Annotated in this window: 1 protein-coding gene; it reads left to right on the top strand. The window is 49.8% G+C overall.

The window, feature by feature from the left end:
• Positions 1-246: 246 nt before the first annotated feature.
• On the top strand, positions 247-1,422 hold the full coding sequence (locus CAFE_RS05790; protein ID WP_156990075.1) for an IS110 family RNA-guided transposase: 1,176 nt from the start codon (positions 247-249) through the stop codon (positions 1,420-1,422).
• The last annotated feature ends 121 nt before the right edge of the window (positions 1,423-1,543 follow it).

The raw sequence follows: 1,543 nt of genomic DNA, 5'->3' as shown, positions 1-1,543 counted from the left end.
TCCTCCTTGTATTATAGAGTAGTAGTTATTAGAGCCCCTCTCCAAGGGCTATGTGCTACACTGTAAGGGATGTTGTGGATTGGTTAAGTCCTCCTACCACCAGATGGTTTTTGAAAGGTTCCAACCACAGCCCTTTGCAGTTTTGTTAATCAGTTAAATACCGCCAGACGGTTTATGTGGAACAAGGTTACAAGGCAAAGCGTTCTGTGGATACAGCATCACAATTTTACCGTCGGAGGCTTTATTATGATTTCTGTTGGAATTGACGTCGCCAAGGACAAGCACGACTGCTTCATCATCAACTCAGAAGGGGAAGTTCTCGCGGATGTTTTCACCATTCCAAACAACATGGATGGTTTTCAGCGCCTGCTGCAAAGGATTCGAAGCTGCTCCTCGCCTCAAAACAAAATAAAAGTAGGGCTTGAGGCAACCGGGCATTACAGCTACAACATCCTTGGGTTTCTTCTTGACAACGGTCTTCCCACCTATGTCTTAAACCCCTTGCACACCAATCTTTACCGGAAAAGCCTCAGCCTCAGGAAGACGAAGACCGACCGTATCGATGCACGAACGATTGCAGCTATGCTTTTGTCCGATGTGGGCCTCAAGCCCTACACAGACACAGCATACCACAACGAGGAGTTAAAGTCACTGACGAGATACCGTTTTGACAAGGTGAAAGAGCGCGGAAGACTCAAGCAGTCAATTGCGCGCTTGGTCTGCATCCTGTTCCCTGAACTGGAAAAGCTGGTGCCGACGCTCCATATGATCTCCGTCTACGCTCTACTCGATGAGTTTCCTGGAGCAAAGCAGATTGCCGATGCGAACCTGACGCATTTGAAAACCACGCTTTATGGTGCTTCCAAGGGCCGCTACGGTAGGGACAAAGCTGTTGAGATACGCGAGTCAGCCAGAACCTCAATTGGCTCCACGATGCCGGCAAAGTCGCTGGAGTTGCGGCATACCATCCGCCTTATCCGGGAACTGGATGAAGAGATTGATGAAATTGAAGCGGAGATTCAACAGATCATGGGTGAACTGAACTCTCCCATTACGACGATTCCCGGTATTGGCGCCCGAATGGCTGCCGTGATTCTCGCCGAGGTTGGCGACTTCTCCCGGTTCGGGTCTCCCGACAATCTGCTGGCCTACGCTGGACTTTCACCCTCGACCTACCAATCCGGGCAGCTCAAGAACTGCTATGCTCATATGGAGAAACGCGGTTCCCGGTATCTCCGATTTGCCATTTTCAACGCCGCCAAGTACGTTTGCCATTGGGATCCGGTCTTTGCCGCTTACCTCGCCAAGAAACGTGCGGAGGGCAAACATTACAACGTTGCCGTTTCTCACGCTGCCAAAAAATTGGTCCGCCTCATTTACGCCTTAGAGAAATCCGGAGAGCCTTACCGCTTGGCAACGTAATTTCCTCGGAATAGCCGATGCGGCGTTCAACTGGACGCCTGCTTTGCTATACTCTTTCTGGACCATCTGTTTTTTACCACCATCCTCATTTCAGGCTTGACTTTTAATAGTTAATCTTTCA

This window comes from Caproicibacter fermentans, from assembly GCF_009746625.1.
Classification (GTDB): domain Bacteria; phylum Bacillota; class Clostridia; order Oscillospirales; family Acutalibacteraceae; genus Caproicibacter; species Caproicibacter fermentans.
The sequence above is the reverse complement of the archived record's forward strand: the minus strand, read 5'-3'. Positions and strand labels throughout refer to the sequence as shown.

What these genes read in the sequence shown, in the direction of transcription:
- CAFE_RS05790 (WP_156990075.1), top strand. Translation starts at nt 247, where the DNA reads ATGATTTCTGTTGGAATTGACGTCGCCAAGGACAAGCACGACTGCTTC.